This is a genomic window from Plantactinospora sp. A48, from assembly GCF_055793945.1.
The window spans coordinates 25614-49699 of the sequence record NZ_JBTIXF010000049.1 but is presented as its reverse complement, the minus strand read 5'-3'; the positions used below and the strand labels follow the sequence as shown (position 1 = coordinate 49699).

Sequence of the window (24086 nt, the reverse complement as noted above, 5' to 3'; positions counted from 1 at the left end):
CTGGCCCGTCAGACGACTCGCTGGAACAACTCCACCGAGCGGCAAGCCGCCCAACGCATCAACGCCGAACGACTTCTCACCACGTAGCTGCCCAGTTACCCGACAGTCTCTAAGCCGACGGGAGGGTGAAGCGCTTGCCTCCGCGTAAACCAACTTCGGCCAGTGGGTTACAGAGACGAAGAGGCAGCCGCGAGGTTCGTCAGCGTTTTCTTCTGCTGTGCGAGGGGATCGTAACGGAGCGCGAGTACTTTGAGCACCTGCGGAAAGAGTTGCGTGGAACTCTCGTGACGATTGAGATTTCTCGGGAGCAAGGAGATCCCCTGAGGCTCGTAAAAGAAGCATCACGAATGCTCCGAGACTCCTCTCGGCAGGCGAGAAGAAGTCGGGACGATTACATGCGCTACGACTCGGTCTGGTGCGTCTGCGATGTCGACGACCATGCTCGGCTAGAGGAGGCGGTTCGACTAGCAGCACGCCAAGGGGTAAGTATGGCGATCTCGAACCCATGCTTCGAAATCTGGCCCGCGCTCCACTTCGATCCGTGTACACGTCACGTTACCTCGGACGACCTCAAGGCGATCATTCGTCGGCACCTTCCGGGATACGAGAAAAGCCTAGACTGCCAGAAGTTGGTTGGCCGACAGGAAGAGGCGGTTCGTAGAGCGATAGCACTCGAAAACCAGCATGCCCGGAACGGTAAACCGACGGGATCTAACCCATCTACCGGTGTATGGAAGCTGGTGCAGACGTTGAAGGATTCGGCCGGATCGCCAGCCATGAAATGAACATCGCGGCCATCCCGTCTGCTGCTGACCCACACCTCGACGGAGCGAGCCATGGCTGCCGTGTCGCTATGGGCGTACCGGCGAGGTAGGTAGCGCGGTGGCCGAACACAGCGTGCGCGTTCTGTTGAAGGTCTACGCCTCCTGCATCGACGGACAGGACGAAGCGGCCCGGAAGCACATCAAGGGGGCGTTGGGCACCGAGGGCGGAGTAGCGCCGACACGGATACGACACAACCAGTGAGATGCGACGGCCCTCAGAGGGACGAAGTGAGACCGATTCGCAAAGCGAGAAATGCCTCAGACCAGCGGTCTGCGCTGGCCGCAGGACACTGCCGCTCAGGATGCGGAGGGTGTGGGATTCGAACCCACGAAGAGGTTGCCCCCTTACCGGTTTTCAAGACCAGCGCCATCGGCCACTAGGCGAACCCTCCCGGCGCGAACCGGCGTACCGGATTCGCGGTTCCTAGTCTGCCATGACCCGGCGACACTCCGGTGATCGGCGGACCCCGGCGTGGATCGGCGGGCGGGCGGCGTCGATCGCCGCACCCGGGTGATCGGGGCGGGCCGGGGCGTGGATCACGCCCGCCGTGGGGTATGACTGGGCCATGCGCGCGATCACGATCCCCAAGCCCGGTGGTCCGGAGGCTCTGGTCTGGGCGGAGGTGCCAGATCCGGAGCCGAGTCCGGACGAGGTGTTGATCGACGTGCGGGCCAGCGGGGTCAACCGGGCCGACCTGTTGCAGCGTCAGGGGCACTATCCACCGCCGCCCGGCGCGTCGGCGTACCCGGGAATGGAGTGTGCGGGTGTGGTCGCGGCGGTCGGCACCGGGGTGACCGGCTGGGAGGTCGGGCAGCCGGTCTGCGCGCTGCTCGCCGGCGGCGGCTACGCCGAGCGGGTGGCCGTACCCGCCGGGCAGGTCCTGCCGGTGCCGGCCGGTGTGGACCCGGTGGAGGCCGCCGCGTTGCCCGAAGTCGCCTGCACGGTCTGGTCGAACGTGGTCCGGCTGGCCGGCCTGGCGTCCGGGGACACCCTGCTGGTGCACGGCGGGGGCAGCGGGATCGGTACGTTCGCCGTCCAGCTCGGCAAGGCGCTCGGCACGACAGTCGTGGTCACCGCGCGGGCCCGTAAGCATGACGCGCTGCGCGAGCTGGGTGCGGACCACACGATCGACTACCAGACGCAGGACTTCGTCGAGGAGATCCGCTCCGCCACCGGCGGGCGGGGCGCCGACGTCATCCTGGACATCATGGGCGCGGCGTACCTGGGTCGGAACATCGCGGCGCTGGCCACCGGCGGCCGGCTCGTGGTGATCGGCATGCAGGGCGGGCGCAAGGGCGAACTGGACCTCGGGGCCCTGCTGGCCAAGCGGGCCAGCATCTCGGCCACCGCGCTACGGTCGCGGCCCGTCGAGGACAAGGCCGCGATCGTTCAGGGGGTACGTGAGCAGGTCTGGCCGTTGATCGAAGCCGGGAAGATCCGCCCGGTCGTGGACCGCCGGTTCCCGCTGGCGCAGGCGGCGGAGGCGCATCGGCTGCTGGAGTCCAGCGACCACCTGGGCAAGGTGCTGCTGGTCCGCGAGTAGCGCCTCAGCTCAGCAGGCGGCGGGGGCCGGGGCCCTCGGCGGCGAGGACGTCGCCCGGGTTGTAGAGGCGGCACCGTTGCAGCGACAGGCAACCGCAGCCGATGCAGCCGGTCAGGTCGTCCCGGAGCTGGTTGAGCTGCCGGATCCGCTCGTCCAGCCTGGCCCGCCACAGGTTGGACAGCCGGTTCCAGTCGGCCCGGGTGGGGGTGCGGGAGTCGGGCAGCCCGTCGAGTGCCGTCCGGATCTCCGCCAGTGGGACGCCGACCTGCTGGGCGATCCGGATGAACGCCACCCGGCGCAGCTCGGCACGCTCGTACCGGCGCTGGTTGCCGCCGGTGCGCCCGGCTCTGATCAGGCCCAGCCGCTCGTAGTACCGCAGCGCCGAGGGCGCCACCCCGGACCGGGCCGAGAGGTCGCCGATGGTGAGAGTGTCCTGCATGACGACCTCGCCTTGAGTTGAAGCGGACTTCAAGTTGCAGGGTAGCCAGATGAGCCAGTTGACGAACACGGTGAACCGGGTGGCCTCGGTCGCACCGCTGCTGAGCCGGGTCACCGGGGACGAGAAGCACGCGCCCAGCGCACACAGCACCCTCGATGTGCTGTGGGTGCTGTACGACCGGGTTCTCCGGGTCTCCCCGGCGAGCGTGGACGACCCGGACCGGGACCGGTTCCTGCTCTCCAAGGGGCACGGACCGGCCGCCTACTACGCCGTACTGGCGGCGAAGGGGTTCATCCCGGCGGATTGGCTGGACGACGTGGCGGGGCCGGACAGTCGGCTCGGTCACCACCCGGACCGGCTGCTGGTGCCGGGCGTGGAGATCGGGTCCGGCTCGCTGGGCCACGGCCTGGGACTGGGCGTGGGCACCGCGCTGGGCCTGCGGGCCCAGGGCCGCACCGACCCCCGGGTGTACGTCCTGCTCGGCGACGCCGAGTTGGACGAGGGTTCGAACCACGAGGCGATCGCCTACGCCGGCGCCACCGGACTGGACAGCCTGACCGCCATCGTCGTCGACAACGAGTCCGCCACCCACGGCTGGCCGGGTGGCATCGCGAGCCGCTTCACCAGCAACGGCTGGACCGCCGACACGGTGAACGGCCGGAACCACGACGAGATCCACGCGGCGCTCACCGGACACCGGCCCGACCGGCCACACGCGGTGGTCGCCCGGATCGGGGCCGGGGAGGCGTGATGCGCGAGACGTTCATCGACACGACGACGCGGTTGCTGGCCGACGACCCGCGAACCGCGCTGGTCCTCGCCGACATCTCGGCGGCGGCATTCGAACCGGCGGCCCGCCGCCACCCGGACCGGGTGCTCAACGTGGGCATCCGGGAGCAGTTGATGGTCGGGGTGGCCGGCGGACTCGCCCTGACCGGGTTGCGGCCGATCGTCCACTCCTACGCGACGTTCGTGGTGGACCGGGCGTACGAGCAGATCAAGCTCGACCTCGACCACCAGGGCACGGGTGCGGTGCTGGTCAGCGTCGGCGCCTCGTACGACGGGTCGTCGATGGGCCGGACCCACATGTCTCCCGGCGACGTGGCCCTGTTCGACACCCTGGCCGACTGGACCGTCCGGGTTCCGGGCCACCCGGACGAGGTCTCCGCGCTGCTGCGGCGCGCCGGCGACGGCGATGACCGGGTCTACCTGCGGCTGTCCAGCCAGACCAACGGGAGGGGCTATCCCGACGCGGACCGGCTCATCCCGGTACGTCGGGGTTCGGCCGGTGCGCCGCTGGTGGTGGCGGTCGGCCCGATGCTGAACGCGACCCTCGCGGCGGTGGCCGGGCTCGACGTGACGGTGGCCTACACCCACACGCCACGGCCGTTCGACGCCACGGGGCTGCGTGAACTGGCGGGCCAGGACGTGGTGCTGGTCGAGCCGTACCTGGCCGGGACCTCGTCCGCCGCGCTGAGCCGGGCGCTGGCGGACCGGCCGCACCGGCTGCTCGCGCTCGGGGTGGGAGAGGTCGACCTGCACCGCTACGGCAACCCGGCCGACCACGCACGGTGGCACGGGCTGGACGCCGCCGGACTACGGCGGTCGATCACCGCGTTCCTCGACTGACGTCCGGTCGGGCTGCGGCCGGGATCCGGAGGTCGGCTTCCTCTCGGGGCCGACTTCCGGGTGGGTACGGTTCGGTCAGTTGACTCCGGAGCTCAGCGCGCGGGGCCGGCGGGCCCGCTCGCGGCTGAGGATCCACAGCGCCTCGACGCCATCCCGCCAGGTGATCTTCTTACCCTCGTCGCGACCCCGCGCCCGGTAGCTGATCGGCACCTCGTACGGCCGGATCTTGCGGCGCAGCAGCTTGCCGGTGACCTCGGCCTCCATGCCGAAACCGCGCGACTTGATCGTCAACGACCGGTAGAGCGCGACCGGCAGCAGCTTGAAGCAGGTCTCCAGGTCGCCGATGTACGAGTTGTAGAGCACGTTGGCGGCGGTCGTCACGGCCTTGTTGCCCATGACGTACCAGAAGCTGTAGGCGCTGTGGCTGCCGAAGGTCCGATTTCCGTAGACCACCGTGGCGCGGCCGTCGAGGACCGGGGCCAGCAGCCGAGGGATGTCGTTGGGGTCGTATTCGAGGTCGGCGTCGAGGATGACCATGTACTCACCCTCGGCGTTGTCCACGGCCGTCTTGATCGCCGCGCCCTTGCCGGCGTTGCGCTGGTGGGTGATCACCCGGACGCGGTTGTCGTCCGCCGCGGCGAGGATCTCCGCGGTGCCGTCCTTGCTACCGTCGTCGACCACGACCAGTTCGATGTCGCAGGGGTAGTCCACGGCTAGCGCCTGCTTGAGCGCGTCGGCGATGCGTTCGGCCTCGTTGTAGACCGGCATCAGGATCGAGAGCTTCACGAGAATCTCCGTGGTGAGTCGACAAATCTCCGACAGCGTATCCGAAGCTGTTCGATCACTATGCCCGGCGCTGGTCATACCGCTCTCGCCCGGCCCGGGGGCGAGCGCTCCCACCTGGGCCGGAGCCCTCTTTCGCCGAAGGGTCCGGTTCGATTGAACCAATCGGGGCGGCGGGACGCCCGGCGAACCGGACACCCCGCCGCCCCTACGAGACGTCGGCTACTTCTTCTTGTTCGGGATGACGATCAGTCGGGCCACGCCCTTGTCGCCGTCCTTCGCACCCGCCACACCCAGTTCGGTACCGATCTTGACGTCGCTGGCCTGGATCGTGCTCCGGTGCTCGACGACCCGCAGTTTCGGGTCGAACGTCCAGGTCATCGTGAAGCCGTCGGTCGACTTCACGGTCACCGAGGTGTCGCTGACCGCGGTCACCGTGCCGCGCTGGACCGCCACGGTCTTCGTACCGTCCTTGCCTTGGACCACGACCTCGCCGTGCAGGGTGTTCCGGCGCAGCAGTACCCGCGCCCCGTGCCGCTTGCGCCACGCCTCCGCCCGCTGCTTGCGCTGACCCTTGTCGGCACCGGGGCTCGCACTCGGGTCGGCGGCATCGGTGGCCGCCAGGTCCGGCGACGGATCCGCCGCGGCGATCTGCGCGGTGTCGAAGCCCATGGCCGCCAGCGCCTGACCGTCGGCGCCCATGGCCGCGGCCACGTCCACCGCCGCCTGCTGCGCGGAGTCCGCGGCCTGCTGCGGCGTGCCGCATCCGGTCAGGCCCAGCGCGACCGTCCCGGCCAGCAACGCCGTGCCGATGGCAACTCCCCAACGCTTCATCGTCCGTCCTTCCTGTGGAATACGGCCAGACTGCCGTACCCACGCGAGCGCACCGTCAGGCCGATGTTCGGGTTTGGTAAGAGCACCCGGCACCCGGCACCCGGCACTCGGTCAGGGCGGTGCGGGCAGCCGGACCGTGAACCGGGCCCCACCCTCGGGGGCGTGGTCCGCGCCGATGACGCCACCCAACCGGCGTACCAGGCCGGCCGCGAGTGCCAGCCCGAGGCCGCTGCCGACCTTGCGGATGCCTCGGTAGCGCTGGTGCAGGGCGCCCCGCTCGAACGCCACCGCGAGATCGTCGTCGGTGAAGCCAGGTCCGCCGTCGCGGACCTCCAGCAGGCCACCCTCGGGCACCGGGTACGCCGCCAGCACAACCGGCGCACCCGGCGGTACGACGCGGAGCGCGTTCTCCAACAGCCCGTCGAGCACCTGCCGGATCCGTCCCGGATCGGTGTAGACGGCCACCGGAGCGCTGGGCAGCTCCGCCCGCAGTTCCACGCCCGCCGCCGCGCACCGTGGTGTCCAGGTCTCCACGGTCGCCCGCAGCAACTGGCCCAGTTCCACCGGCATCGGTTCGAGGGCGAAGTCGGCCGCCTCCAGCCGGGCCAGCGCGAGCAGGTCGCTGACCAGCCGGTCCAGGTGCTCCGCCTCGGACAGCATGGTCTGCCCGGCCCGCCGAGCGCCGTCCGCGTCCACCACCCCGTCGGCGATCGCCTCGGCGTACCCCCGGATCGCGGTCAACGGCGTCCGCAGCTCGTGCGAGACGGACAGCAGGAACTCCCGCTGTCGGCCCTCGCTGGTGGCCAGCGCCTCGGCCAGGCCGTTCAGCGCGTACGCCAGTTCCGCCGCCTCCTCCGGCGGCTCGACCGGAACCCGGACGTCCCGGTCCCCCGAACGCAGCCGGTGCGCGGCGGTGGCGGCGTTGCGGATCGGCCGGGCGAGCCGCCGGGCCAGCAGCAGCCCGGCCACCACTCCGGCGGCCAGGCCGGCGGACAGCGGCAGCCACAGTCCACCGGCGATCCGCAGCCACAGCCCGCTGGAGACAGGGCGGACCAGGACCACGCCATTGCCACCGGGCAGGGCACGCGCCTCGACCAGCGCGACCCGGTCGCCGACCAGTCGCCGCCCGGAGAAGCTGCGGCCCGCGGCCAGTCGTTGCAGCACCACGGACGGCAGCCCCGCCCGGTCCGGCTGGCCGTCCCGGACCAGGTACGCGTCGATGTCCTGGTTACGCAACTGCTGGATGATCCGCTCCTCGTCGGCGGTGCGACCCCGGTCGATCCGGGGGCGCAGTGCCTGGGCGGCCAGGTTCGCCTGCGCGGCCAGCGCCTGACGCTCCTGCCGGTCGGCCGTCCGCGCGGCCAGTGGCACCGCCACCAGGACGGTGACCAGCACCGAGACCAGCGCCACCGCGCAGCTCACCAGGACGGCTCGGGCCGTGAGGGTCCGGCCCGGTTGTCGGCGGCGCGGCGGCGGTTCGGCCACCGGACGGCCACCGATGACGGGCAGCGCCATGGTCGGCTGCTCGCCGCGCGCGGAGGGCTCGACCGACCCGGATCCGCCCCACACCGGCCGCTGACCGTGCCGCGGCGGCTCGGCCGGCCCGGGCCCAGCCCACACCGGCCGCTGACCGTGCGGAGGCGGCTCAACCGGCCCGGGTCCAGCCCACACCGGCCGTTCGCCGGGCGGAGGCGGCTCAGCCGGGGCAGGCATAGCCCACGCCGCGATGGGTGCGGATCACGTCGGCGGCGCCGGGGCCGAGCTTGGCGCGTACCTGCGCCACATGCACATCGACGGTACGGGTGCCGGTGTGCGCGGCGTAGCCCCAGACGGCGGCCAGCAGTTCCTCCCGGGTGAAGACCCGGCCGGGCCGGCCCATCAGGTGGGCGAGCAGGTCGAACTCGGTCGAGGTGAGCCGTACCGGCGACCCTTCGACGGTGACCGTCCGGCGCGTCGGGTCCAGGGTGACCGGCCCGGCCGTCCGGGACCGCTCGGTCCCGGGCGGATCGCCGGCGGTGCGGCGCAGCACGGCGCGGACCCGGGCCACCAGTTCGCGCGGGCTGAACGGCTTCGTCACGTAGTCGTCGGCGCCGAGTTCCAGCCCGACCACCCGGTCCACCTCGTCGTCCCGGGCGGTCAGGAAGATCACCGGCGTCCAGTCCCCGTCCTGCCGCAGGCGCCGGCACACCTCGGTGCCGGCCAAGCCGGGCAGGGCGATGTCCAGGACGCAGGCGACCGGCCGCAGCCGCCGGGCCGCCGCCAGTCCGGCCTCCCCGTCCTGTTCGATGTGTACGCCGAATCCGTCCCGACGCAGGTAGAGCCGGACCAGGTCGGCGATGGCCGGCTCGTCCTCGACCACCAGGACCAGTCCGCGCTGCGGCACGTCGGTGAGCACCGGCCAATGATGGCCGACGCGGCGGCGGTCGCACAGGCGGGACGTGTTCGAGCCAGGTAAGAGGATGTTCGGCGCTCGCCAAGAACCAGCGTCAGGGGCGTCAGGAAGGGCCCCTTCCTATACAAAAAGCGATAAGAAGGGGCCCTTCCTTTCGGCTAGGCGATGGCTGGGGTGGGGCGGGTGAGTCTGGTCGACGCGGTGGGGACGGTGCCGACCGATCCGGGTACGGCGCCGGTCGGCGCGGGCACCGGGCCGGTCGCGTACCGGGGCGGGCAGGGCGGCGCGGGCACCCGGAAGGCGTGGCTGAGCAGGGCGTCCAGCCGCCACACCCGGCGGGGGTCGCCGGCTCGGATCAGGAACCGCTCGCGGACCCCGTCGATGGCGGTGACGGCCAGTTCGACGAGACCGTTCCGGTGGTCCGGGTTCCAGGTCACGTGGTCGAGGTGCCGCAGTTCGGCGTTGAGGTGCAGCCGGAGCCGGTGGGTGAACCGGGTCTCGGTGGTGACCACGAACCGGTGCCCGGTCAGCAGCAGCAGGTAACCGGGGTGTGCCGGTCCACCGGGGCGGGCACACCGGCTGACCAGCACGGTCGCGTCGCCGGGTTCGACGCACCGGCGCAGCACCGGCAGGTGCCGGCCGACAGTGGGAATCGCCACCGCGGCTTCGGCGGCGGCCGGCAGGAAGGTCCGGGTGAACACGTCCATGTCAGCAATAACGATAGGTGCACTCGCGATGACGCGGCGTGACATGGATGAAAGTAAAATTACAGAAGTTCCACGATGGTGGCGTTGGCCATTCCACCGCCCTCGCACATCGTCTGGAGGCCGTACCGGATCCCGTTGTCCCGCATGTGGCGCAGCATGGTGGTCATGATCCGCGCACCGGAGCCGCCGAGCGGGTGGCCCAGCGCGATCGCGCCACCCCGGGGATTGAGCCGGTCGGGGTCCGCCTCGGTCTCGGCCAGCCAGGCCAGCGGCACCGGCGCGAACGCCTCGTTCACCTCGTACACGCCGATCTCCTCGATGCCGAGTCCGGCCCGGCGCAGCGCCTTCGCGGTGGCGGGGATCGGCGCGGTCAGCATGGTGACCGGATCGTCCGCCGCGACCACGGCGGTGTGGACGCGGGCCAGCAGGCGCAACCCGTGCTCGCGGGCCCACTGCGAGGTGGTGACCGCCAGCGCCGCCGCCCCGTCGGAGATCTGCGACGCCGACCCGGCGGTCACCACACCGTCCGCCCGGAACGGCGTCGGCAGTTCGGCCAGCCGTTCCAGGCTGGTGTCCCGGCGGATCCCCTCGTCCCGGTCGGCCTTCTCACCGAACCCCGTGGGTACCGGGACGATCTCGTCGTCGAACGCTCCGGCGTCCTGGGCGGCGGCCGCCCGGACGTGGCTGGCCAGGGCGTACTCGTCGAGTTGGGCGCGGGAGAAACCCCACCGCCGGGCGATCAGTTCGGCTCCGACGCCCTGGTTGAACGGCACCGGTTCGTCGGCCGAGAAGCCCTCGACCCCGCGGTAGCGCTCACGTACCTGGTCCCCGTACGGCAGGCCGGCCCCCACGCTGGCGCCCATCGGCACCCGGGTCATCGACTCCACCCCGCCGGCGACCACCAGGTCGGCCTGGCCGGCGACCACGGCCGCAGCGGCGAAGTGCAACGCCTGCTGGCTCGACCCGCACTGCCGGTCGAGGGTGGTGCCGGGCACCGACTCGGGCCACCCCGCGGCCAGTACGGCGTTTCGCCCGACGTTCCACGCCTGCTCGCCGACCTGCGACACGCAGCCCCAGACCACGTCGTCGACCTCGGTGGGATCGAACCCGGCCCGCTCGGCCAACGCTCGCAGCACGTACGCGGACAGATCCACCGGGTGTACGCCGGCGAGCACGCCGCGACGCCGCCCGACCGGGGTCCGTACCGCTTCGACGATGACCGCGTCCCGCATGTCTACTCCCCGGTAACCGATTGGCTCCGATCGTAACCCCACCCGGCCCGCCCACGCACCACTGTTGATCATGACGTACCGGCGCGGCACGCCGGCCGGTGTGCTCAACCAGTCTCGGTGGTCGGCTGGCATGCTGGGCGGATGGAACCGGCGATCTGGCGGGTGCCACGGGTCGTACCCACCCTCAAGTTGGCTGGCGCGGCGGCGCTGCTGGCGCTCGCGCTGCTGTTCTCCGACGGTGATCCGGTCCGGCTCACCGTCGGTGCGGTGGCCGCCGCCGGGCTGGTCGGCTGGGCCGGCCGGGACCTGGTCGCGCCGGTCCGACTGGCCGCCGACGCCGCCGGGCTGTGGGTGTCACGCGGGTACGCCGGGCGGCGCCGGCTGGACTGGGCCCAGGTCGAACGGATCGACCTGGACAGCCGGACCCGGCGCGGGCTGCGCACCGGGACGCTGGAGATCGACACTGGCGACGCGCTGTACCTGTTCGGCCGGTACGACCTGGGCGCGGAGCCGGCCGACGTCGTGGAGGTGCTGCGGGCGGTCCACCGCCCGGCGTCCCCGAACTGACCCTGCATCTGCGGTGACGAGCTGGTGGCGACCTGCCAGCGCGCGGTCACCCGTCATGGTCAGCCAGGTCTGGATGTTCGGTATGACCCGTGGCTGGTGATCGTGGATTCCTGCTGCCCCCGGGAGGGCAGTGGGAATCCACGATCGTCCGGCTGCGATCGAACGTCCCCACGCGGCCGGTGACAGGACGGGCCGGATCTGGCAGAACGGGCCGGATGGCCGAGACCATCTTCCGGCCCGCGCGGCGAGCAGTATGGCCCGGTCAGGCGAGGAGTATGGCGGTGCGGGCGATGGTCAGACAGACCAGCAGCAGCGCCAACGCCAGTCCGCCGACGAGCTGGACCGTGCCGCGTCGCCGCTGCGGGGCGTACGCGAGGACCAGCGCCATCAGCACGCCGGCGACCAGGCCACCGAGGTGCCCGGCGATGCTGATGGTCGGCACGGCGAACGTGAAGATCAGGTTCACCACCAGCACCGGCACCAGACCCGAGGTGTCCCTGCGTAGCCGGCGCATGATCACAAAAAGCGCGCCGAAGAGGCCGAAGATGGCCGTCGAGGCGCCGGCGGTCTGCTGGTTCGGCGCGCTGAACAGGTACGCCGCCACGTTGCCGCCCAGGCCGGCCACCAGGTAGAGGGCCAGGAACCGGGCCGGACCGAGCGCCGACTCCAGGATGCGGCCCGCTATCCACAGCGCCCACATGTTCAGCAGCAGGTGCACGACGCCGTAGTGCAGGAACATCGCGGTGAGCAGGCGGTACCACTCGCCCTCGGCGACGCCGTGCAGGCTGAAGTCCTGGTAGTGGGCGAGGCCGAGTACCGAACCCCAGCGGGTCAGCGGGGTCCCGTTGCCCATCAGGCCGCCCAACCCGCCACCGGCCACCGCGCTGCCGGCCCCGGAGGAGGCCACCGAGATCAGCATCACCACCACGTTGAGCCCGATGAGGGTCTTGGTGACGTAGCCGTGGCGGCCGGCGGCACCGCCACCGAAGGCGGTACGCGCCGGCCGCTGGGTCCGACGGCCCAGCGCCACGCACTCGGGGCACTGGTGGCCCACCGAGGCATCCCGCATGCAGTCCGGACAGATCGACCGGTCACAGCGGGTACACCGGACGTACGTCTCCCGCGACGGGTGTCGGTAGCAGACCGGCGTCGTCGGGGGAGATTCACTCATGCCAGCAAAAATACCTCGGTTCGCTGGGAGTGGTCAGTTCCCGGATCGCTCGATCTCGACCCGCTCGATCACCACGTCCTGCCGCGGCCGGTCGCCCGGACCGGTCGGGGTGTTGGCGATCGACTCGACCACCTTGGCCGAGTCCTCGTCCGCGACCTGGCCGAAGATGGTATGCCGGTTGTTCAGGTGCGGGGTCGGGCCCACCGTGATGAAGAACTGCGAGCCGTTGGTGCCCGGGCCGGCGTTGGCCATGGCCAGCAGGTACGGCCGGTCGAACCGCAGTTCGGGGTGGAACTCGTCGGCGAACTGGTAGCCGGGTCCGCCCCGACCGGTGCCGGTCGGGTCACCCATCTGGATCATGAAGCCGCTGATCACGCGGTGCGAGATGGTGCCGTCGTAGTACGGCCCGGACCCCTGCTGGCCGGTACGCGGATCGGTGTATTCGCGGTTGCCCTCGGCCAGGTCCACGAAGTTGCGCACCGTCTTGGGCGCGTGGTTCGGGAACAGCTCCAGCCGGATCGGGCCGTGATTGGTGTGCAAGGTGGCGTAGATGGTCTCGGCCACGGGTACTCCTCAGTCGTTGGTCAGTTCCATGCGGATCCTCCCATGTGCCCGTTCTGGCGGTACGGAGGCATCCGGTAATGGAGGATGGCGGAGGAACCACACAGGAGGTGGAGACCGGTGTTTGGAAACGGGCGACGCAAGCGCCATCGCGATCTGGTCAGGACAGAGCTGGGGGAGAGCCTGGACCACTTCGTCCAGGCGGCCTCGCACGCGGCCGACGGGATGGGCGCGACCGTCGGGCCCCGGGTGAACGCCGCACGGGACCGGGTGGCACCGGGCGCGGTCAAGGTGCGTGACGGTGCGCAGCGTCGGTGGGGCAGCACCATGAGCGCGCTGGCGCCGCTCGCGGTGGCCGCCGCCGACGGGGCCCGGCAGGCCGGCACCGCGACCCGCAAGGTGAAGCCGGCGAACCTCGGGAAGAAAAAGAAGAAGTCCCGGCTGTCGAAGGCGGCCAAGGTGCTCGCCGTGGGTGCCGCGGTCGGCGCCGTGGGCGGGATGGTCATGCGCCGGCGACGCGACAACCAGGAGTGGAACGCCTACGACCCGGCCGCCTCGCTGAACCCCGTCGCCAGCCCGGCGACGTCACCGGGCCAGCCGACGAGCGACCCGACCGCCCGGACCGAGAGCGACCTCGCGGCGGCGGCCGCCACGGCTCCGGAGACGGCCGTCACCCCGGATCAGACCACCGCCAGCACGACGACGCAGCGCGCCACCACCAGCGGCGACAAGCCCGGCTCGGCGACCGCCTCGCTCACCGAGAAGGCCACGCCAGCCGCCAAGAAGTGAGGGAAAGGAAGGGCCCCTTCTTATCGCTTTTTGTATAGGAAGGGGCCCTTCCTAACGCCCGCCGCCCGCTGCCGCGTAGCGGCGGGAGGTGGCAGGCAGCGCCCGGGAGCGTCGCGGCGGGCGGTCAGAGCCAGCCGTTGCGCCGGAACCAGCGGTAGAGGGCGAAGGAGATCACCAGGATCAGCGCCCACACCCCCGGATAGCCGTACTTCCAGCCCAACTCGGGCATGTACTTGAAGTTCATCCCGTAGATGCCGGCGAAGGCCGTCCAGACGGCGGCGATCGCCGCCCACGCGGCGATCTTGCGCATGTCGTTGTTCTGCTCGACGGTCACCTGCGCCAGCCGGGCCTGAAGGATCGAGTTGAGCAGGTCGTCGTACGAGTTGACCTGCTCGACGGTCCGACTGAGGTGGTCCTGGACGTCCCGGAAATAGCGCCGGATCTCCTTGGGCACCTCGCGGTTGAGCTGCCCGGTCAGCAGCACCATGGGCCGTTGCAACGGGATCACCGCCCGCTTGAACTCGACCAGTTCCCGCTTCATCTGGTAGATCCGCTGGATCCGGCCACTGGCCTGCCGGGCGAAGACCTCGGCCTCCAGCTCGTCCAGATCGTCCTCGATCTTGTCGGCCACCTCGAGATACAGGTCGACCACCCGGTCGGTGACCGCGTACGCCACCGCCCACGGGCCCTGTTCCAGCAGGTCGCGCTTGCGTTCCAGGTCGGCACGGATCGGCGCGAGCCGGCAGGCGTCGCCGTGCCGGACGCTGAGCACGAAGTTCGGCCCGATGAACAGCATCACCTGGCCGGTCTCCACCACCTCGGAGGTCTCGGTCAGTTCGTCGTGCTCGCAGTACCGGGCGGTGCGCATGACCAGGAAGTTGACCTCGCCGAACCGTTCCAGCTTGGGTCGCTGCTCGGCCTTGACCGCGTCCTCGACGGCCAGTTCGTGCAGCCCGAACGCCTCGGCGATGCCGGTCATCGCGGCGGCGGTCGGTTCGTGCAGCCCGACCCAGACGAAGGCGTCCTGCCGGTCCCGCGCCTCGGCGAGAGCGTCGGCGTAGTGCCAGTCACCGGGTTGGCGCTGGCCGTTGACGTACAGGCCGCAGTCGACGACCGAGTCCCGTTCCTCCGCGGTGTGCGGGGTGGGACGCTGCCCGTCCGGCGACAGGATGCGGGTCATCGCGCGTACCGGCGCTGCCCAGGCCCGGTTCCTCGGCCGGCCGACGCCGTCACCACGCGGATGCCCCTGCTCGATCCGTTCCGCCATCGCGCCGCCCCCTCTCCGCCGGTCTCCCGCGGATTGCAGGGTACGCCGGTGACGGCGGAAAGCATGATCGCCGATAGCTCACCGGGTACGCCGGACGGGGCCGCCGCAATCCCGATCCGCGCGGTGCGGCAGCCCCGATCGACCGGGGTGCGAACGACGACGACCGATTGAATCGATCGACGGGGCACGACCGCGTCGGCGTCGGTTGGGGGCGGCGCCGGGTGGACCGGCCGCGTCGGGGGGATGAGGTGCGAGCGGCCCACCCGGCGCCCTTGGGGGCGGGGGTCGTGTTCCTGGGCATCGTCCCCTCGACGCCGGGTGACCGGCGGGCCACCGCGACCACGTGCGTGGGAACGACGCTCGGAGCATTGTGTGCCGGTCACCGGTTCCAGAAAAGGCCCACACCCCGGATCCGCGAGTTTCTGTCATGTTTCTGACAGAAACTCGCGACAACCTTGACGACGCGCTCGGCGTCAGCGGCGTACCTCCCGGACCGCCTCGGCCAGCCGGCGCACCCCCTCCTCGATCTGTTCGACCGACACCGCCGAGTAGGCCAGTCGGACCGCGTGCTGGCCGCCCTCCAGGACGAAGTCGCTGCCCTTGACCACCGCCACGCCGCGCCGGGACGCCGCCGGCGCCAGGTCGTCACTGTGTACGTCGTCGGGCAGCTCGATCCAGAGGAAGTAGCCGCCGTCCGGCTCGGTGAACCGGGCCTCCGGAATGTGCCGGCGCAGCGCCTCGGCCAGTGCCTGGGCCCGCTCCCCCAGCGCCGTCGAGACGGTGGCGATGGACCGGTCGATGTCACCCGAGACACAGAACTGGTGCACGATCGCCTGGGCCACCAACCCGGGCGAGATGTACAGGTTCGTGGCTCGCTTGGCGATCGCGGCGATCAGCTCGGGGTGACCGACCAGATAGCCCACCCGGACGCCGGGGCAGACCGTCTTGGTGAAGCTGGAGGCGTGTACCACCACGCCCCGCCGGTCCAGCGACAGCATGGACGGCAGCCGCTCGCCACGGAACCGGATGTCCGCGTACGGGTCGTCCTCGAAGATCGTGAACCCGTACTCCGCGGCGAGTTCGAGCAGCTCGTTGCGCTTGCTCAGGGAGAGCGTCACACCCGCCGGGTTCTGGTAGTTCGGGATGATGTGCGCGAGCTTGGGGCGTACCCCGGATTCCAGCAGCTTGCGGAGTTCGGCGGTGTCCACGCCGTCCGGCTGGATGGCCACACCGTGGACCTGGCCGCCCTGCTGCTGGAGGTTCAGCAGGGTCCGGTCGTACGTCGGGCGCTCGACCACCACGGCGTCGCCGGCCTTCACCAGGTGGTCGAAGAGGAAGGCATCGGCCTGCAACGACCCGTTGGTGATCAGCACCTGGTCGGTGTTCACGCCGTGCTTGCGCGCGATCCACTCGCGCAGCGGCGGGTAACCGACGCTGGTCCCGTACGCGGTGATGCCGGCGGGGTCGGTCTCGAAGGCGCGTACGGCCGCGGCCTTGAGCCCGTCGACATCGATAATGTCCAACGAGGGTGCCCCACGGGCGAAGGAGATCAGCTGCTCCGCAGTCATGACTACCGAGCGTACGGGTGACCAGGGCGGCCGGGACACTGGTTCCGCCCGTGTCCGCATGCTGAACCGTGATCTCCGCCTCGCCGCCCCTCCGGCTGTCCCGATCACCCCGATGGTCACTAATCTTGCCGACGTGGGCCCTCTCCGCCGTGTCGGCATGCTGATCATCGCGGACCTGACCGGGACGGCCGGTCGGTGACCGGTCCGGCGACCCCGGAACGGGTGACCCGGACCGACGGGACCGATCTGGTGTCGCTGCCCGGATACCGGATCGCGGCCCTCGTCGCCCCCGCCGTGGACCGGGTCTTCGTGGCCGCCATGGCGGCCGTGCGGTTGGGCGGTGGCAGCCGACTGGTCCAGCGGTACGGCGGACCGGCCGCGATCGCCTTCCTGATCGACTTCCGGACCCGGCTGGCCGCCCCGGGCGGTGTGGTGGACGACCCGGGGTTCGCCGCCGTCACCCGGTACCACGACCCGGCCGAGTGCCGCCGGACGCTGGACCGCCAGGTGGCACACGGCATGATCCAACGGATCGACGGCGGGTTCGCCGCCACCGAACGCGGGCTGGCCTTCCTGGCCGAGCTGTACGAGCTGCACGCCGAGGTCATCGCCGCGCTGTGGCGTAGCCACGACGACCGGGTGGCCCGGCTGGTCGGCATGCTGGGCCGGCTGCTCAGGGCGGCGCAGGCGGACGCCGGTCCCGCGTTCCGGACCGTGGCCCCGCCGTACGAGCCGGTCCGGGCGACGCCGGGTCTGCTGCTGCTCAACCGGCTGGGCGTGCTGCGCTACCACCGGGCCGACGCGCACGCGGCCGCCTGGGCGGCGGCCGGGCACACGGCGCAGAGCATCGTGGCCCTGACCCCCGGACCCGAACGGCAGGCCATCGAGCAGGAGACCGACCGCCGGGCCGCCGGACCGTACGCCGCGTTGACCCCCCAGGAACGGCTGTCGCTGCTGGCCGAGCTTGCCGCGCTGCCCGGCTGAACCCGGCCGGGCCCAGGTGAGCACCCGGCCGGGCCGGACTGAACACCCCGCTCGACCCGGGTCGGCACACTCCGATGAACGGGGGCCGAACACCGGCTGACGCCGCCGCGACCGGTAGCCGGCGCTATCCTTCCGCGGACGACTGTTGTCTTGAGGGAGGATCCGTTTCCATGATCGGAATGGTGCTCGCCGCTGGTGCGGGGCGCCGGCTCCGTCCGTACACCGACACGCTGCCCAAGGCGCTGGTGCCGGTGGACGGGGAGACCACGATCCTCGACATCGCTCTGCGTAACCTCGCCGAGGTCGGGCTCACCGACGTGGTGATCGTGGTCGGCTACGCGGCCGGGGCGGTCGAGTCGCGGGTCGACGCCCTTCAGGAGAAGTACGGCGTCAAGATCACGCTGGTGTACAACGACAAGGCCGAGGAGTGGAACAACGCCTACTCCCTGTGGCTCGCCCGGGACCACTTCGCGCGCGGCGCGCTGCTGGTGAACGGGGACACCGTGCACCCGGTGAGCGTCGAGCGGACGCTGCTCGCCGAGCGCGGACCCGGCATCCTGCTCGCCCTGGACACGGTCAAGAAGCTCGCCGACGAGGAGATGAAGACCACCTTCGACTCCGCCGGCCAGCTCACCAGGATCACCAAGCTGATGGACCCGACCGAGGCGTACGGGGAGTACATCGGCGCCACGCTCATCGAGCCACGGGTGGCGGCGGACCTGGCCGACGCACTGGAGGCCACCTGGCGGCGTGACCCCAACCTCTACTACGAGGACGGCTACCAGGAGTACGCGAACCGGGGCGGCGAGGTACGCGGCGCGGCCATCGGCGACGTCGAGTGGGTAGAGGTCGACAACCACGAGGACCTGGCCCGGGCCCGGGAGATCGCGTGCCGCTACTAGCCCGCTCCGTCCAGGCCCCGCTGCACATCGACGTGCGGCGGGGGGCCGTGGCCGACCTGGGCGGGATCCTCTCGGACGGACGCATCTCGGCCGGCGGTGACGTGGCGGTGGTCGTCGGACCGGGACAGGGCGAGAAGATCGCCGAGCTGATCCGGCCCACGCTCGGCTCGGCGGACGTCTTCACCACCACGGGTGGCACCCTGGATGCCGCCCTCGAACTCGGCGGCAAGCTACGGACCCGCTCGTACGACGCCGTGGTCGGCATCGGCGGCGGCAAGACCGTGGACGTCGCCAAGTACGCCGCGATGCGCCGCGGCCTGCCGATGGTCTCGGTCGCCACCGCCCTGGCCAACGACGGCATCGCCTCCCCGGTGGCCAGCCTGGTCACCGACGGGATCAAGGGGTCCTACGGGGTACACATCCCGATCGCGGTGATCGTCGACCTGGACTTCGTGGAGAGCGGACCCGAACGGCACAACCGGGCCGGCATCGGCGACGTGATCAGCAACATCAGCGCGCTGGCCGACTGGGAACTGGCCCGGAAGGTCCGCGCGGAACCGGTGGACGGGCTGGCCGCCTCACTGGCCCGGGCGGCCGCCGAGGCGCTCATCAACCACCCGGGCGACATGGCCGACGACGACTTCGTCATCGTGCTTGCCGAGGGGCTGATCTCCAGCGGGCTCGCCATGGCGGTGTGCGGCAGCAGCCGACCGGCCAGCGGTGGCTGTCACGAGATCATGCACGCCATCGATTCGCTCTTCCCCGACACCGCCTCGCACGGTGAACTGGCCGGACTCGGCGCGCTGTTCTGCACCTGGTTGCGCGGCGATGAGCGCCGGCTGCGACAGATGTCGGCCTGCCTGGCCCGGCACAACCTGCCGCGTACCCCGGCCGAGGTCGGACTGGACGACGAACAGTTCGCCGACGCGGTGGCCTTCGCGCCGCGGACCCGGCCGGACCGGTACACCATCCTCGAACACCTCGACCTGAGTGCCACGGAGATCCGCCGTCGGCTCGGAGACTACGTTGCCGCCGTTACCGCCCTCGACGACCACGCCCCGGCCCTCGATGACCACCGTGGCTGAGCCGACCCCGTCCTCGACGACCACCATGGCTGCGCCGACCCCGCCGGCGGTCCGCGACTTCTACCGGACCAACCGGGGCGGCGGGCTGTTCAGCGAGGCGGTCAGCCAGTGGCTCGGCGCAGTGCTGGCCCGCACCGGCCAACGGCTCGGCGCGGCTCCCACGACGCTCACCCTGGTCAACCTGGTACTCGGGCTGGCCACCTCGGCGACCGTGGTGGCGTTGGCGCCTCGGGTGGCTCGTGGCGACCTGCCGGCCTGGCCCGTCGGACTGCTGGCGCTGGTCGGCTGGCAACTCGCGTACGCCTTCGACTGCGCCGACGGACAGTTGGCCCGGGTGACCGGCCAGGGCAGCCCGGCGGGGGCCCGGATCGACGTGCTCTGCGACGTGGCGGCGCAGATCGCCCTGGTGGCCGCCCTGTCGTCGGTGGCCGTGGCGCAGTGGCGGGACATCCCGACCTGGCTGGTGGCGGCCTTCGCGGGCACCTGGATGGTCAACCTGGTCACCTCGGTGATGCAGGCCGGTCCGAACGCGGCGAGCATGGCGCCCTCCCGGTCCCTGCCGGTCCGGGCGGTCAAACTGGTCCGCGACTACGGTGCGGTGATCTTCGTGTCGGGCCTGGTGCTGACCCTCGTACCCGCCTGGACCGTGGGACTGCTGGTCGCGTTCACCATCGTCAACGGCGGATTCCTCCTGGCCAGTATCGCCTTCTCGGCCCGCTCCGCGCTGCGCTGACGGCGACACCGCGCACATCCCACAAGGTCAACTCACTGTCGGCGGAGTTGGGGGGTCCGAGCCGGTCGGACACCCCTGTTCCGCCGACAGTGAGTCGACCTTGAGGCTGGCGTAGATGTCGAGGAGTTGCCGGGTCACCACGCCCGGGGCGAACGTCCGCTCGTACCGGACCCGGGCGGCGGGCGCCAGCGCCGCCGCGCCGTCGCGGGCCGCCGGCAGCGCGGCAGCCACGGCCGCGACGTTGGCGGGCACCGCCCAGCCGGCCGGTCCCGCCCCCGCCGGGCGGCCCGCACCACCCGAGGCCACCGGGAGACCCGCACCACCCGGGGCCGCTGAGAGGCCCACGTCGAGGGTCGGGAGGTCCGCGGTCGGGTCCGCCAGACCCAGCAGGTACGGGATGCCGCCGAGCGCCGTGCCGAGCACCGGCCGGCCGGCCGCCAGCGCCTCGATGACCACCGTGGGCAGCACGTCGTGCCAGGTCGGCACCACCAGGACGACGGCGGTCGAGCGAAGTGCGTCGGCCACCCCGGCCCGATCCAGTGGTCCGAGGTAGGACACGTCCGACCGGGCCACCGCGGCCGCCTCGGCCAGCGGTCGCAGTTCGCCGTCGCCGGCGATCCGCAGCGGTCCCAACGCGCCGTCCGGGTGCCGCTGCCACGCCTCCAGCAGCAGTCCGAGACCCTTCTCCCCGGACAGCCGGCCGTAGTAGAGGAAGCCCTCGCCGAGCGGCTGCGGCGGCCCCGGGTCCGGGATGGCGTTCGGCTTGATCACGATCCGGTCGGCCGGGATGCCGTAGTCGCGCAGGTGCTCGGCGATCCCGCCGGTCAGCGCGATGTACCGGTCGACCGAACGCCACGTCGGGCGGTGTACCGCCAGCGTGGTGGCCATCAGCGCGCTCTGCGCCCGGGAGCCCCGGTAGCACCGGTGGACGATCGCCGGCACCCCGAGCGCCCGACCCCGGCAGTCGGTGCAGATCCGGCCGTCCCGGAAGTAGATCCCGGAGGAGCAGACCTGCCGGTAGTTGTGCACGGTCTGCACCACGGGCACACCGTGCCGGTGCGCGGTCCGCACCACCCACGGCGAGAGCAGCGGGTACGGGTTGTGCAGGTGCAGCAGATCGGGGTGGTGCGTCTCGATCAACCGGGCCAGGTCACGTTGCGCCCGGGGCGCGTACATCGGCGACAGCGGCAGCAGCGCCCGGGAACTGGCCGGCAGTTCGGGGATCTCGTCCGAGCTGCGCAGGAACGGCAGCACCTCGACGCCGGCGGCGGTGAGCTGCTCGATCTCCGCGTCGACGATGGTGTTCTCCCCGGACGGCTGACCGGACCGGTAGCGGTTGTGCGCCACGACCACCTTCATGAGGGAACAAGCTACCGTTGAACCGTGCCGGAGTTACCCGAGGTGGAGGCGCTGGGCGCCTACCTGCGCGAGCGGGCCGTCGGCCGGCGGGTCGACCGGCTCGAGGTGACGTCGCTGTCCGCGCTGAAGACGTACGATCCGCCGCCCTCGGCCGTCGCTGGCCGGGAGGTGACCGGGGCGGGCCGGCACGGCAAGTTCCTGGACGTGTCCTTCGACGGCGATCTGCATCTGGTGGTCCACCTCGCCCGCGCCGGCTGGCTGCACTACCGCGAGGCGTTCCCCTCGGCGCTGCCGCTCAAGCCCGGCAAGGGGCCGATCGCCCTGCGGGTACGCCTCGACGACGGGTCCGGCTTCGACCTGACCGAGGCGGGCACCCAGAAGAGCCTCGCCGCGTACCTGGTCACCGACCCGGCGCTGGTGCCCGGTGTGGCCCGGCTGGGGCCGGACGCACTATCGGCCGACCTGGCGACCTTCGCCGAGCGGATCCGGAGCCGCCGGGGCCAGCTCAAGGGGATGATCACCGACCAGCAGGTGCTCGCCGGGGTCGGCAACGCGTACTCGGACGAGATCCTGCACGCGGCGAAGCTGTCCCCGTTCGCGATGACCGACCGGCTGAGTGCGGAACAGGTCGAGGCGCTGCACACGGCGACCCGGCGGGTGCTGTCGGCCGCGGTGGAACGTTCGGTGGGGCAGCGGGCCGCGGAACTCAAGGGGGAGAAACGCGCCGGTCTCACCGTGCATGCCCGGACCGGCCTGCCCTGTCCGGTCTGCGGTACGACGATCCGCGAGGTGTCGTTCGCCGATTCGAGCCTCCAGTACTGCCCGGGGTGTCAAACCGGCGGCAAGCCATTGGCTGACCGTCGGTTGTCGCGACTTGTGCGCTGAGTGAGGGCCGGCGGGAATTCCGCCAGCCCGTGCGAAATCCGCCCGGTACGCGCACCTTCGCCTGGCTCGATCCGTCGGTATAGTGGCTCGGTCCGCGAATGGCGCGGGGTCCCGCCAGCGGTCGGGTGGTGGTCCGGCGCAGGGGCGTAATGTCTCCCGGGTCGACATTCGGCCAGGGTCAGCGTGGGAGACTGGGACTGTGGGCGACCCGAGCCCTTATGGGGAATGGGCGGCACGTGTCATGCGGGAGGACCTAGGCGAGGTGACCACGAGCCTCCAACGCCCGGAAGGCCACACCTACCGGAGCGCCAACGCGCGTCACGTCGACAGTTTCGAGATCCAGCCGCCGAGCGGAGGACCGGCACCCAACGGTGTGCCACGGCTGGCCTGGGCGCGAGCCCGGCGCCGGGTGTCCCGCTGGCACCGGCCGTACACGGCTGCTCTGCTGCTTGCCGACTTCGGCGCGGCCGCACTGGCGAGCTGGATCGCGATCACCACCTTCAGCCAGGCCCGGGCCGGCTTCTTCAACGCCAAGGGCGACGACCCGACCTGGTTCTACACGGTTTCCTTCCTGCTGCTGCCGCTCGGCTGGCTGCTCATCCTGTGGGGCAACCGGGCCTACGACCGGCGCTATCTCGGGCTGGGGCCGGAAGAGTTCAAGCGGGTCATCCGGGCCTCGGTGACGGTCGCCGCCAGCGTCTCGTTCCTCGCCTTCGTCAGCAAGACAGATCTGTCCCGGTTCGCCGTGGCCACCGCCCTGGTCGGTGCCACCGTGCTGATCCTGCTGACGCGCTACCTGGCCCGGCTGGTGCTGCACGGGATACGTACCCGGGGTGGGCATGCCGGGCACCGGATGGTGCTGGTCGGCACGCTCCCGGACGCCCTGGAGGTCTACCGCGCGGTGACCCGTAGCCCGGCCGCCGGCCTGGTCCCGGTGGCCATCGCGCTCACCGACGGCTTCGCCGCCGCCCGGGGCATCGAAACCCCTGTTCCGGTGTACGCGGGCCGGGACGTGCTCGCGCTGGTCCGCGAGGTGGCCGGGGACACGATCGCGGTCTGCGGCTCGGCCAGCGCCGAGCCGGGTGAGCTGCGCCGGCTGGCCTGGCAGTTGGAGGGTTCCGGGGTCGACCTCGTGGTGGCCCCGCAGCTGACCGACATCGCCGGCCCCCGGGTGCACATCCGACCCATCGAGGGCCTGCCGCTGCTGCACGTCGAGGAGCCCACGCTCTCCGGGCCCGCGCTGCTGGTCAAGAGCCTGATGGACCGGGTTGCCGCCGGGCTGGGCCTACTGCTGCTGATCCCGCTGTTCCTCGCGATCGCCGTCGCGATCCGGCTCTCCGACCGGGGTCCGGTCTTCTTCCGGCAGCCGCGGGTCGGGCACGAGGGCCGGACGTTCCGGGTCTGGAAGTTCCGGACCATGTACGTCGACTCGGAAGATCGCCTGGCCGGGTTGGTGGACCAGAACGAGACCGACGGAATGCTCTTCAAGATCCGTCAGGACCCGCGCGTCTTCCCGATCGGCCGGTTCCTGCGGGCCAGCTCGCTGGACGAACTGCCGCAGCTGATCAACGTGCTGAAAGGTGAGATGTCGCTGGTCGGGCCGCGCCCGCTGCCCGCCGACGACGGCGACTTCCTCGGCGATGTCCGCCGCCGGCTGCTGGTCCGGCCGGGCATGACCGGTTTGTGGCAGGTCTCCGGCCGCTCCGACCTGTCCTGGGACGAGGCGGTCCGGCTGGACCTCTACTACGTGGACAACTGGTCGTTGGCGTACGACCTGAGCATCCTGTGGCGCACCGTCGGCGTGGTGCTGGCCCGCAAGGGCGCGTACTAG

The 24086-nt window shown here is 71.3% G+C and carries 24 protein-coding genes and 1 tRNA gene; 12 read left to right on the top strand and 13 right to left on the bottom strand.

What is annotated here, in order from left to right; genetic code table 11:
* Positions 1 to 125 precede the first annotated feature (125 nt).
* On the top strand, positions 126 to 785 hold the full coding sequence (locus tag ACXN5W_RS22380) for an RloB family protein (protein ID WP_473160307.1): 660 nt from the start codon (positions 126 to 128) through the stop codon (positions 783 to 785).
* A 344-nt stretch (positions 786 to 1129) separates the two neighbouring features.
* Here the strand turns inward: ACXN5W_RS22380 and ACXN5W_RS22375 are convergent.
* Positions 1130 to 1216: transfer RNA gene (locus ACXN5W_RS22375), tRNA-Ser, on the bottom strand.
* 174 nt (positions 1217 to 1390) lie between these two features.
* Between ACXN5W_RS22375 and ACXN5W_RS22370 the strand changes: the two genes are divergently transcribed.
* Positions 1391 to 2368, top strand: coding sequence for an NAD(P)H-quinone oxidoreductase (locus tag ACXN5W_RS22370; RefSeq protein ID WP_473160306.1), 978 nt, complete (start codon positions 1391 to 1393; stop codon positions 2366 to 2368).
* Between the two features lie 4 nt (positions 2369 to 2372).
* Here ACXN5W_RS22370 and soxR read toward each other — a convergent pair whose 3' ends face one another.
* Entirely contained in the window at positions 2373 to 2807 is a 435-nt protein-coding gene (gene soxR / locus ACXN5W_RS22365; RefSeq protein ID WP_473160305.1) for a redox-sensitive transcriptional activator SoxR, read from the bottom strand.
* 49 nt (positions 2808 to 2856) lie between these two features.
* Between soxR and ACXN5W_RS22360 the strand changes: the two genes are divergently transcribed.
* Positions 2857 to 3558 (top strand): transketolase, encoded by a 702-nt coding sequence (locus ACXN5W_RS22360; RefSeq protein ID WP_473160304.1) that lies wholly within the window; start codon positions 2857 to 2859, stop codon positions 3556 to 3558.
* Positions 3558 to 4436 carry a transketolase family protein gene (locus ACXN5W_RS22355; protein ID WP_473160303.1) on the top strand — a complete coding sequence of 293 codons (879 nt, stop codon included), beginning with the start codon at positions 3558 to 3560 and terminating at the stop codon, positions 4434 to 4436. The genes ACXN5W_RS22360 and ACXN5W_RS22355 overlap by 1 nt, the downstream gene beginning before the upstream one ends.
* A 75-nt stretch (positions 4437 to 4511) precedes the next feature.
* On the opposite strand, the gene ACXN5W_RS22350 is transcribed toward ACXN5W_RS22355, so the two are convergent.
* The 6 genes from ACXN5W_RS22350 to ACXN5W_RS22325 form a co-directional block, all read right to left on the bottom strand.
* Positions 4512 to 5222: a glycosyltransferase family 2 protein gene (locus tag ACXN5W_RS22350; RefSeq protein WP_473160302.1), complete on the bottom strand. Its 711-nt coding sequence runs from the start codon at positions 5220 to 5222 to the stop codon at positions 4512 to 4514.
* 219 nt (positions 5223 to 5441) lie between these two features.
* Complete coding sequence (locus ACXN5W_RS22345; RefSeq protein ID WP_473160301.1) at positions 5442 to 6053, bottom strand: hypothetical protein; 612 nt, start codon at positions 6051 to 6053, stop codon at positions 5442 to 5444.
* A 111-nt stretch (positions 6054 to 6164) separates the two neighbouring features.
* Entirely contained in the window at positions 6165 to 7568 is a 1404-nt protein-coding gene (locus tag ACXN5W_RS22340; RefSeq protein WP_473160300.1) for a sensor histidine kinase, read from the bottom strand.
* A gap of 181 nt (positions 7569 to 7749) precedes the next feature.
* Entirely contained in the window at positions 7750 to 8448 is a 699-nt protein-coding gene (locus ACXN5W_RS22335; protein ID WP_473160299.1) for a response regulator transcription factor, read from the bottom strand.
* 155 nt (positions 8449 to 8603) lie between these two features.
* Positions 8604 to 9152: a hypothetical protein gene (locus tag ACXN5W_RS22330; protein ID WP_473160298.1), complete on the bottom strand. Its 549-nt coding sequence runs from the start codon at positions 9150 to 9152 to the stop codon at positions 8604 to 8606.
* Positions 9153 to 9211: 59 nt separating this feature from the next.
* Positions 9212 to 10384 (bottom strand): thiolase family protein, encoded by a 1173-nt coding sequence (locus tag ACXN5W_RS22325; protein ID WP_473160297.1) that lies wholly within the window; start codon positions 10382 to 10384, stop codon positions 9212 to 9214.
* Between the two features lie 141 nt (positions 10385 to 10525).
* On the opposite strand from ACXN5W_RS22325, the gene ACXN5W_RS22320 reads away from it, so the two are divergent.
* Positions 10526 to 10951, top strand: coding sequence for a PH domain-containing protein (locus ACXN5W_RS22320; protein WP_473160296.1), 426 nt, complete (start codon positions 10526 to 10528; stop codon positions 10949 to 10951).
* A 262-nt stretch (positions 10952 to 11213) separates the two neighbouring features.
* Here ACXN5W_RS22320 and ACXN5W_RS22315 read toward each other — a convergent pair whose 3' ends face one another.
* Together ACXN5W_RS22315 and ACXN5W_RS22310 are read right to left on the bottom strand one after the other, a co-directional pair.
* Entirely contained in the window at positions 11214 to 12122 is a 909-nt protein-coding gene (locus ACXN5W_RS22315) for a rhomboid family intramembrane serine protease (RefSeq protein ID WP_473160295.1), read from the bottom strand.
* Between the two features lie 33 nt (positions 12123 to 12155).
* On the bottom strand, positions 12156 to 12686 hold the full coding sequence (locus ACXN5W_RS22310; RefSeq protein ID WP_473160294.1) for a peptidylprolyl isomerase: 531 nt from the start codon (positions 12684 to 12686) through the stop codon (positions 12156 to 12158).
* 117 nt (positions 12687 to 12803) lie between these two features.
* On the opposite strand from ACXN5W_RS22310, the gene ACXN5W_RS22305 reads away from it, so the two are divergent.
* Positions 12804 to 13472, top strand: a complete 669-nt coding sequence (locus ACXN5W_RS22305; protein ID WP_473160293.1) for a hypothetical protein — start codon at positions 12804 to 12806, stop codon at positions 13470 to 13472.
* 124 nt (positions 13473 to 13596) lie between these two features.
* Here the strand turns inward: ACXN5W_RS22305 and corA are convergent, their stop codons facing one another.
* Together corA and ACXN5W_RS22295 are read right to left on the bottom strand one after the other, a co-directional pair.
* Positions 13597 to 14739 carry a magnesium/cobalt transporter CorA gene (corA, locus tag ACXN5W_RS22300; RefSeq protein WP_473160292.1) on the bottom strand — a complete coding sequence of 381 codons (1143 nt, stop codon included), beginning with the start codon at positions 14737 to 14739 and terminating at the stop codon, positions 13597 to 13599.
* A 473-nt stretch (positions 14740 to 15212) separates the two neighbouring features.
* Positions 15213 to 16307, bottom strand: coding sequence for an aminotransferase-like domain-containing protein (locus ACXN5W_RS22295; protein WP_473160291.1), 1095 nt, complete (start codon positions 16305 to 16307; stop codon positions 15213 to 15215).
* Positions 16308 to 16502: 195 nt separating this feature from the next.
* Here ACXN5W_RS22295 and ACXN5W_RS22290 point away from each other — a divergent pair, with 195 nt between their 5' ends.
* The 4 genes from ACXN5W_RS22290 to ACXN5W_RS22275 all read left to right on the top strand — a co-directional run bounded on the left by ACXN5W_RS22290 (position 16503) and on the right by ACXN5W_RS22275 (position 20011).
* Positions 16503 to 17291, top strand: coding sequence for a hypothetical protein (locus tag ACXN5W_RS22290; RefSeq protein ID WP_473160290.1), 789 nt, complete (start codon positions 16503 to 16505; stop codon positions 17289 to 17291).
* Positions 17292 to 17461: 170 nt separating this feature from the next.
* Entirely contained in the window at positions 17462 to 18193 is a 732-nt protein-coding gene (locus ACXN5W_RS22285; protein ID WP_473160289.1) for a phosphocholine cytidylyltransferase family protein, read from the top strand.
* Positions 18181 to 19278, top strand: coding sequence for an iron-containing alcohol dehydrogenase family protein (locus tag ACXN5W_RS22280; RefSeq protein ID WP_473160288.1), 1098 nt, complete (start codon positions 18181 to 18183; stop codon positions 19276 to 19278). Before ACXN5W_RS22285 ends, ACXN5W_RS22280 begins: the two co-directional genes overlap by 13 nt.
* A gap of 25 nt (positions 19279 to 19303) precedes the next feature.
* Complete coding sequence (locus ACXN5W_RS22275) at positions 19304 to 20011, top strand: CDP-alcohol phosphatidyltransferase family protein (protein WP_473160310.1); 708 nt, start codon at positions 19304 to 19306, stop codon at positions 20009 to 20011.
* A gap of 27 nt (positions 20012 to 20038) precedes the next feature.
* Here the strand turns inward: ACXN5W_RS22275 and ACXN5W_RS22270 are convergent, their stop codons facing one another.
* On the bottom strand, positions 20039 to 21370 hold the full coding sequence (locus ACXN5W_RS22270) for a glycosyltransferase (protein WP_473160287.1): 1332 nt from the start codon (positions 21368 to 21370) through the stop codon (positions 20039 to 20041).
* Positions 21371 to 21394: 24 nt separating this feature from the next.
* Here ACXN5W_RS22270 and ACXN5W_RS22265 point away from each other — a divergent pair, with 24 nt between their 5' ends.
* The gene (locus tag ACXN5W_RS22265; RefSeq protein ID WP_473160286.1) at positions 21395 to 22255 is read left to right on the top strand and encodes an Fpg/Nei family DNA glycosylase; all 861 of its coding nucleotides are present in this window, start codon (positions 21395 to 21397) and stop codon (positions 22253 to 22255) included.
* 241 nt (positions 22256 to 22496) lie between these two features.
* Positions 22497 to 24086: a sugar transferase gene (locus ACXN5W_RS22260; protein WP_473160285.1), complete on the top strand. Its 1590-nt coding sequence runs from the start codon at positions 22497 to 22499 to the stop codon at positions 24084 to 24086.

Coding starts and splice junctions, on each gene's coding strand:
- ACXN5W_RS22260 (WP_473160285.1), top strand. CDS start 22,497: ATGCGGGAGGACCTAGGCGAGGTGACCACGAGCCTCCAACGCCCGGAA.
- ACXN5W_RS22315 (WP_473160295.1), bottom strand. CDS start 12,122: ATGAGTGAATCTCCCCCGACGACGCCGGTCTGCTACCGACACCCGTCG.
- ACXN5W_RS22355 (WP_473160303.1), top strand. CDS start 3,558: ATGCGCGAGACGTTCATCGACACGACGACGCGGTTGCTGGCCGACGAC.
- ACXN5W_RS22345 (WP_473160301.1), bottom strand. CDS start 6,053: ATGAAGCGTTGGGGAGTTGCCATCGGCACGGCGTTGCTGGCCGGGACG.
- ACXN5W_RS22370 (WP_473160306.1), top strand. CDS start 1,391: ATGCGCGCGATCACGATCCCCAAGCCCGGTGGTCCGGAGGCTCTGGTC.
- ACXN5W_RS22295 (WP_473160291.1), bottom strand. CDS start 16,307: ATGACTGCGGAGCAGCTGATCTCCTTCGCCCGTGGGGCACCCTCGTTG.
- ACXN5W_RS22340 (WP_473160300.1), bottom strand. CDS start 7,568: ATGGCGCTGCCCGTCATCGGTGGCCGTCCGGTGGCCGAACCGCCGCCG.
- ACXN5W_RS22325 (WP_473160297.1), bottom strand. CDS start 10,384: ATGCGGGACGCGGTCATCGTCGAAGCGGTACGGACCCCGGTCGGGCGG.
- ACXN5W_RS22275 (WP_473160310.1), top strand. CDS start 19,304: ATGGCTGCGCCGACCCCGCCGGCGGTCCGCGACTTCTACCGGACCAAC.
- ACXN5W_RS22285 (WP_473160289.1), top strand. CDS start 17,462: ATGATCGGAATGGTGCTCGCCGCTGGTGCGGGGCGCCGGCTCCGTCCG.
- ACXN5W_RS22360 (WP_473160304.1), top strand. CDS start 2,857: ATGAGCCAGTTGACGAACACGGTGAACCGGGTGGCCTCGGTCGCACCG.
- ACXN5W_RS22320 (WP_473160296.1), top strand. CDS start 10,526: ATGGAACCGGCGATCTGGCGGGTGCCACGGGTCGTACCCACCCTCAAG.
- ACXN5W_RS22270 (WP_473160287.1), bottom strand. CDS start 21,370: ATGAAGGTGGTCGTGGCGCACAACCGCTACCGGTCCGGTCAGCCGTCC.
- corA (WP_473160292.1), bottom strand. CDS start 14,739: ATGGCGGAACGGATCGAGCAGGGGCATCCGCGTGGTGACGGCGTCGGC.
- soxR (WP_473160305.1), bottom strand. CDS start 2,807: ATGCAGGACACTCTCACCATCGGCGACCTCTCGGCCCGGTCCGGGGTG.
- ACXN5W_RS22330 (WP_473160298.1), bottom strand. CDS start 9,152: ATGGACGTGTTCACCCGGACCTTCCTGCCGGCCGCCGCCGAAGCCGCG.